We start from the raw sequence: 5,607 nt of genomic DNA on the forward strand, positions 1-5,607 counted from the left end.
CTGAATGGCTCAACAAAAAGTCAGCAAAACGTTTGGGGGGTAACGCATGAGTCGCATGAGCACTTTGGTCCTCCAATATCAGCAACAGCTTGGTGAAACGTTTTTTGATATTGACTTAGAATTGCCAAGTACTGGTATTACGGCAATTTTCGGTCGTTCTGGTGCAGGTAAAACTTCACTTATCAATGCCATTAGTGGTCTCAAACAACCAGATAGTGGCTTGATCAGCGTATCTGGAACCATTCTGTTTGATAGTGAAAATGGCATCAACTTACCAACGCACAAACGCAACGTCGGCTATGTATTCCAAGAATCACGATTGTTCCCACACATGAAGGTAGCTGCGAATTTAAAGTACGGCATGAAATGCGTCGATAACGCGCACTTTGAACAAATAGTCTCGATGCTATCGTTGGACTCGCTGCTTGATCGCTATCCAGCCCGTCTGTCTGGCGGTGAGAAGCAACGTGTTGCGATTGGCCGCGCACTGTTGTCTAAGCCCAGCATTCTATTGATGGATGAGCCATTGGCGTCTCTGGACTTACCTCGTAAGCGTGAAGTAATGCCGTTTCTGGAAAACTTATCTGAAACCGTTCAAATACCGATTATCTATGTCACTCATAGCCTCAATGAAATATTACGCTTGGCAAATCACCTTGTGATCATTGATCAAGGCAAAGTTATTTCATCGGGGATGACGGAAGAGGTATGGGCATCGAGAGCCATGCAACCGTGGCAATCTTTTTCAGAGCAAAGTTCGTTGTTTGAAGCGACATTAGCGGAACATAATGATGATTATGCGTTGTCACGTCTAACGTTAGGTAAATCAACGTCACTTTGGGTTCAAAAGGTGTCGAGCGAGCTTGGCACTACGGTAAGGCTGCAAGTGAGGGCAAATGATGTCTCTATCACGCTACAGCAGCCGCAAGGCACTTCGATACGTAATATCCTTCCTGTCACTATTAAAAGGGTAGAGACGCACCAGCAAGGCTCGAATAAGCAGAGTGTCGCTGTCGAGTTAGAACTTGAGGCCGGATGCTACCTATGGGCGACTATTACATTGTGGGCGCTGGATGAGCTGAATTTAGAAATTGGACAACGTGTCTACGCACAAATTAAAGGCGTGAGTGTCGCGCAAAGAGATATCGCGATAACGCACTAAGCTTATGCACTAAGTTTATGCAGCAAGCTCATGCGGTAATACATTAAGATCTAACGGTAATACATTAAGATCCCAAGACGTACCTGGTTTTTGGTTTCATTTTAGAACGGGTAAAACTCGATCTTGATTCTGTGACTCGATCTTGATTCCATAAATGACTACATGGGTCATTTTATACGGTGTAACTGCCAGTTTTGCGTCATACTGTATGAGTGTTAACGCATACTTTCCGTGCGATGAGAAAAGTTAGAATTATAAGAGCCACAAAAGAACGTATAGAAAAAGCTGCAGGTACAAAAAAGCCGCATGTTTTAAATAACATACGGCTTAATCATTAAGTTTTCGTTAAGCATTCAACCTAAATTTAGGTGCTCTGAATGGCTTAGCGGATGAAAACTTCTTTGAAATCACGCTTCAAGATAGCATCACGGCGCGCTTTCTTGATTTGCTTAGCCATGTCTTTTACACAGTTATGTAAAATTTGGTCAAGCAGTTGAGCTCGGTACTCTTCTTTTTCTTCATCAGACATGCCTTCTGGAAGTTTAAGAGTAGGGAACTCCTCCATCATGTTTACACCAGCGAAAGCTTGGCTAACAGAGATTAGAGCGTGGAATTGCTCAAAGTTGTCCAAAACATTTTGTGCGCTTGCTGGAAGGCTGCTCCAAGTTTCACGCACTGCTTCTTCAGACACCTCATGAATAGAAGTAACCATGTTGTGCATCTCTTTAGGCACTTCATCAAATTCGATAACTTGGCGAAGCTCCGGTGAGATAGTGGTTAAATCGATTTCTTGTACTTCGTTGTTTGTAGCGTCTGACATAGTATTTCTCTTTAAAAAGAAACAATGCTAAAAAGATCTGTAAAAAAGTCAATATAATATAGAGATTAGGGCATGATTTAAGCCCAAATTTGAGCTACTTTGAATATTCAACACTAGATAAAGGTGATGTGATGATAGAAAAGGGATCTTCGATGCGCATATTGCTGGTTGATGACGTTCAACTGGATAGGATGCAACTCGCTATTCGACTCAAGCAACTGGGTCACGTTGTAGAAGCTGTTGGTAGCGGAAAAGAAGCCCTGAATGTTTATTCTGATTTTGATCCTGAACTCGTGTTACTGGATATCAGCATGCCAGACATGGATGGTTTTGAGGTCGCTAACGAAGTTCGTCGGCAATTCCCAGAATGGGTTCCGATCATCTTTTTGAGCGGTCATGAAGAGCCTGAAATGATCGCAAAAGCGATTGATGCCGGCGGCGATGACTATTTGATCAAACCAGTAAACAAAGTTGTTTTGAACTCTAAGTTGATTGCGATGCAGCGTATTGCGCACATGAGACGAGAGTTAAAACAGAGTACCGCCAAACTCGAAGAACTGAATATTTTACTGCAACAACAAGCCAACGAAGACGGCCTAACCAAATTATACAACCGTCGATATATGGATACTAAGCTTGAAGAGAGCATTGCGTGGCACGGACGACGTAATATATCCATGACCGTCATACTACTCGATGTTGACTTCTTTAAGCCTTACAACGATAACTATGGCCACATTCAAGGGGATAAGTGCCTGCAAGGGCTTGCCAATACTTTGAAAGAGCTCTTTGTTCGAGCTGGAGAGTTTGTTGGACGTTACGGCGGTGAAGAGTTCGTCATCATTCTGAGTGATACCGACAGCTCCGCGGCTAATTTACAGGCCAATCGTGTAAAAGAAGCACTGCATCAAATGAACTACGTCCACGACTACTCAGCAGTGTCTGATAGGGTGACAGCGTCACAAGGTGTGTTGTCATTCATCCCTGAAGGTGGTGAAGCTATCGCTTCTATTTACGAAAAGGTTGACCAAGCACTGTATCAAGCCAAGCAAAGTGGAAGAAATACCTACATACAACGCGATATTATGGAGCTTGAGCAATAGTTGACGAGCTTCGGTAGTAACCTGAATTATACTTCTAGTAGCTTATAAGCTAGGAAGTGACTTAAGTGATAAAAGAAATGCAGCATTCCAAGTCATTCGTCATGACTAACTCAAACAAAGGTCTTGTATTAACTCTGTTTGTTTCCGTGTCTCCAACCGCTGTTAACGCAGCTTCACTCTCTGAACTGGTCAGGAAAGACATTGAACAAACCTTCGCAACGAGTGTTTTGCTCAATGATACGGATGTGTTTACCTTTGGCATAAATAATTTTGATCCCAACAAAGTCTTTAGTTTGGACAATGAAGATATTGGCTCTAATGACTCAGTAAGTCGCCGACAAAATATCGCGTCCCTCAGCCTTCCTTATACCTTTGAAGTGCCAAGTTATATTGAAGACAACCATCAAGAAGTAACACTTCGTTTATCTGCGTTGCGGATAGAGAAGGATGTTCAATATGCCAGTTCAACGATAAGCGACTTTCAAAAAGAGTCTGTGGTTTCTGGTTACGTTGAATATGCGAACGTATCCCAGTTAAACGAATACTGGAGTTTTAGTTCTGCAATTGGTAACCATATTTCCTATTATCGAAACGATTTTGAATATCGTTCTTCGTTGCTTGCACCAATTCAAGGTCGCCTGGATGGTCTTTATCTGAACACGGATGCTTGGGCATACATAATAGAGCCTAAGATAAAGTTGATGTTTGAAGATAAGAATGACTGGGGAAAATATAAACTCAGTACCAGTTGGCATTACTTTAATGGTATAGGTTGGGGAGAAGCCAATAACGGTAACATTGGTCACCCAGAAGGTTGGTACATAGCAAATGAAGCTAAGATCTTCTATGACTTAGTTCGTTGGGACAAAAACATCACATCTATGTATTCGAGTATAAGAAGAATAGATATTGGTGGTGATACTGTCGCGTCTATGGGCACTACAGCTTACTACGAAGGTAGTGTAGGTTGGTTGCTTAACCCAAATCTGTTTAATGACTGGGTCGACAATGTAGGAATAGGGTTTACTATCAATTACGGAAGTAGTTTGAAAGGAGGGAGCTTAGTCATCTTCTTTAACCAAGACTAGTCTAAGCACCAACGCTTTCGATGTTCACACCGTTAAATTACGATGTTCAGAGCTTTACATTCCAAGACTTTCAACGTCTTTAACTATCGACACACAGCTTGTTTCGGCCAGTTTCTTTTGCTTTGTACAGTGCGTTATCGGCAAGTTTCAAGACTTCTACGGGTTGTTTAGTGGTTCTACTATCAGACAGCCCAATGCTCACCGTTACGTTTACGACTTCAGTTGATTTGTTGCTCTGACCACGTTTTTTAATGCCGACTTCATGGTCGTCAGGGCGATCGTTGCTATTTCGAATCGTCATATCGTAGTTTTGTACTTCCGAAATGAGAACTTGAAGGTGCTCTTTAACCTGTTCCGAGTATTTGCCTTTAAAAATAATCGTAAACTCTTCACCACCATAGCGATAAGCTTTTGCACCACCGGTTGTTTCACTCAATATACGTGCTACCAACTTCAACACATCGTCGCCAATGTCATGCCCGTAGGTATCGTTAAATTTCTTGAAGTGGTCGATATCAACCATCGCCATTGAGTATTTTCGCCCTAAGTGCTTCATATCCACTTCTAGTGCGTGTCTACCTGGAATGTTAGTTAAACGGTCATTAAAGGCCATATCGTGGCTAGCAGAGACGACATAGATAATGAATAACGTACCAGACAGCGAGAACATCGTACTAGAGATGTATTGCACATCAAAAAATATGAATGTACTAGTAGAAAGTAAAATTGCGCTGTATACGACAACATCAATCGCGCGGTTGTATACCAGAACTAAAATCGAAGTAAGGCCAAGTAAACAAAGGCTATACAGCACTAAAACGAAAGGTAGCCTCGAGAATCCGTTAACGATAAACAGGATACCTTCGCTCCATGACTCAAATCCACCTGACTGGAAATGAGAAACAATTAATTGTGCCCATACCGTAAACAGAACGAGAACCAAAGCATATAGGAACATGGATTTCGAGTTAACGCCGTTATCTGGGAAGGCATACACCAGTAAGCATGTTACAGGAACTAAAGCGGTTAACAGAGACAGTTCTAATAGAGTGGTGCCTGTGTTGAGTGGCGTTTGTAAACGAACTTGAATGATGAGGTATGCGACGAGCATGGTTAAGGACACCATGGCCATACGACCTTGCTTAAATGTGTGGCACAGCAAAACCGCAACGCTCAATAGAATGTATGGGAGGTTGCTAGCAAACCCTAAGTTTGAATCCGTCACTAGGATGACGTTGTTCATACCTGCAAGTAATATTGCTAATAGAAGTAAGGGAAAGCAAAATCGAAATATGCTCGACGTGACGAAAGAAGATGTCATTTATGTGGTGAGCCTAACTATAATGATGATCTTATATTTTAATTTTATACGTAGGATACGGGTAAACAAGCAATTGCCAAGCTTTTTCATTAAATTATAGCAAAAACATGATC

Annotated in this window: 5 protein-coding genes; 3 read left to right on the forward strand and 2 right to left on the reverse strand. The window is 41.9% G+C overall.

What is annotated here, in order from left to right:
• Positions 1-55: 55 nt before the first annotated feature.
• Positions 56-1,162: a molybdenum ABC transporter ATP-binding protein ModC gene (gene modC, locus AB4232_RS18275; protein WP_372087698.1), complete on the forward strand. Its 1,107-nt coding sequence runs from the start codon at positions 56-58 to the stop codon at positions 1,160-1,162.
• Positions 1,163-1,544: 382 nt separating this feature from the next.
• Here modC and AB4232_RS18280 read toward each other — a convergent pair whose 3' ends face one another.
• Complete coding sequence (locus tag AB4232_RS18280) at positions 1,545-1,982, reverse strand: DUF3069 domain-containing protein (RefSeq protein ID WP_004731036.1); 438 nt, start codon at positions 1,980-1,982, stop codon at positions 1,545-1,547.
• A 131-nt stretch (positions 1,983-2,113) separates the two neighbouring features.
• On the opposite strand from AB4232_RS18280, the gene AB4232_RS18285 reads away from it, so the two are divergent.
• Together AB4232_RS18285 and AB4232_RS18290 are read left to right on the forward strand one after the other, a co-directional pair.
• Positions 2,114-3,085 (forward strand): diguanylate cyclase, encoded by a 972-nt coding sequence (locus AB4232_RS18285; RefSeq protein WP_198135326.1) that lies wholly within the window; start codon positions 2,114-2,116, stop codon positions 3,083-3,085.
• A 101-nt stretch (positions 3,086-3,186) separates the two neighbouring features.
• Positions 3,187-4,173, forward strand: a complete 987-nt coding sequence (locus AB4232_RS18290; protein WP_371694879.1) for a Solitary outer membrane autotransporter beta-barrel domain — start codon at positions 3,187-3,189, stop codon at positions 4,171-4,173.
• Positions 4,174-4,252: 79 nt separating this feature from the next.
• Here AB4232_RS18290 and AB4232_RS18295 read toward each other — a convergent pair whose 3' ends face one another.
• On the reverse strand, positions 4,253-5,494 hold the full coding sequence (locus AB4232_RS18295; RefSeq protein ID WP_012600626.1) for a GGDEF domain-containing protein: 1,242 nt from the start codon (positions 5,492-5,494) through the stop codon (positions 4,253-4,255).
• Positions 5,495-5,607 lie beyond the last annotated feature (113 nt).

It is taken from the genome of Vibrio sp. 10N.286.46.A8, assembly GCF_041470165.1.
Lineage (GTDB): Bacteria > Pseudomonadota > Gammaproteobacteria > Enterobacterales > Vibrionaceae > Vibrio > Vibrio tasmaniensis_A.

What these genes read in the sequence shown, in the direction of transcription:
- modC (WP_372087698.1), top strand. Translation starts at nt 56, where the DNA reads ATGAGCACTTTGGTCCTCCAATATCAGCAACAGCTTGGTGAAACGTTT.
- AB4232_RS18280 (WP_004731036.1), bottom strand. Translation starts at nt 1,982, where the DNA reads ATGTCAGACGCTACAAACAACGAAGTACAAGAAATCGATTTAACCACT.
- AB4232_RS18285 (WP_198135326.1), top strand. Translation starts at nt 2,114, where the DNA reads ATGATAGAAAAGGGATCTTCGATGCGCATATTGCTGGTTGATGACGTT.
- AB4232_RS18290 (WP_371694879.1), top strand. Translation starts at nt 3,187, where the DNA reads ATGACTAACTCAAACAAAGGTCTTGTATTAACTCTGTTTGTTTCCGTG.
- AB4232_RS18295 (WP_012600626.1), bottom strand. Translation starts at nt 5,494, where the DNA reads ATGACATCTTCTTTCGTCACGTCGAGCATATTTCGATTTTGCTTTCCC.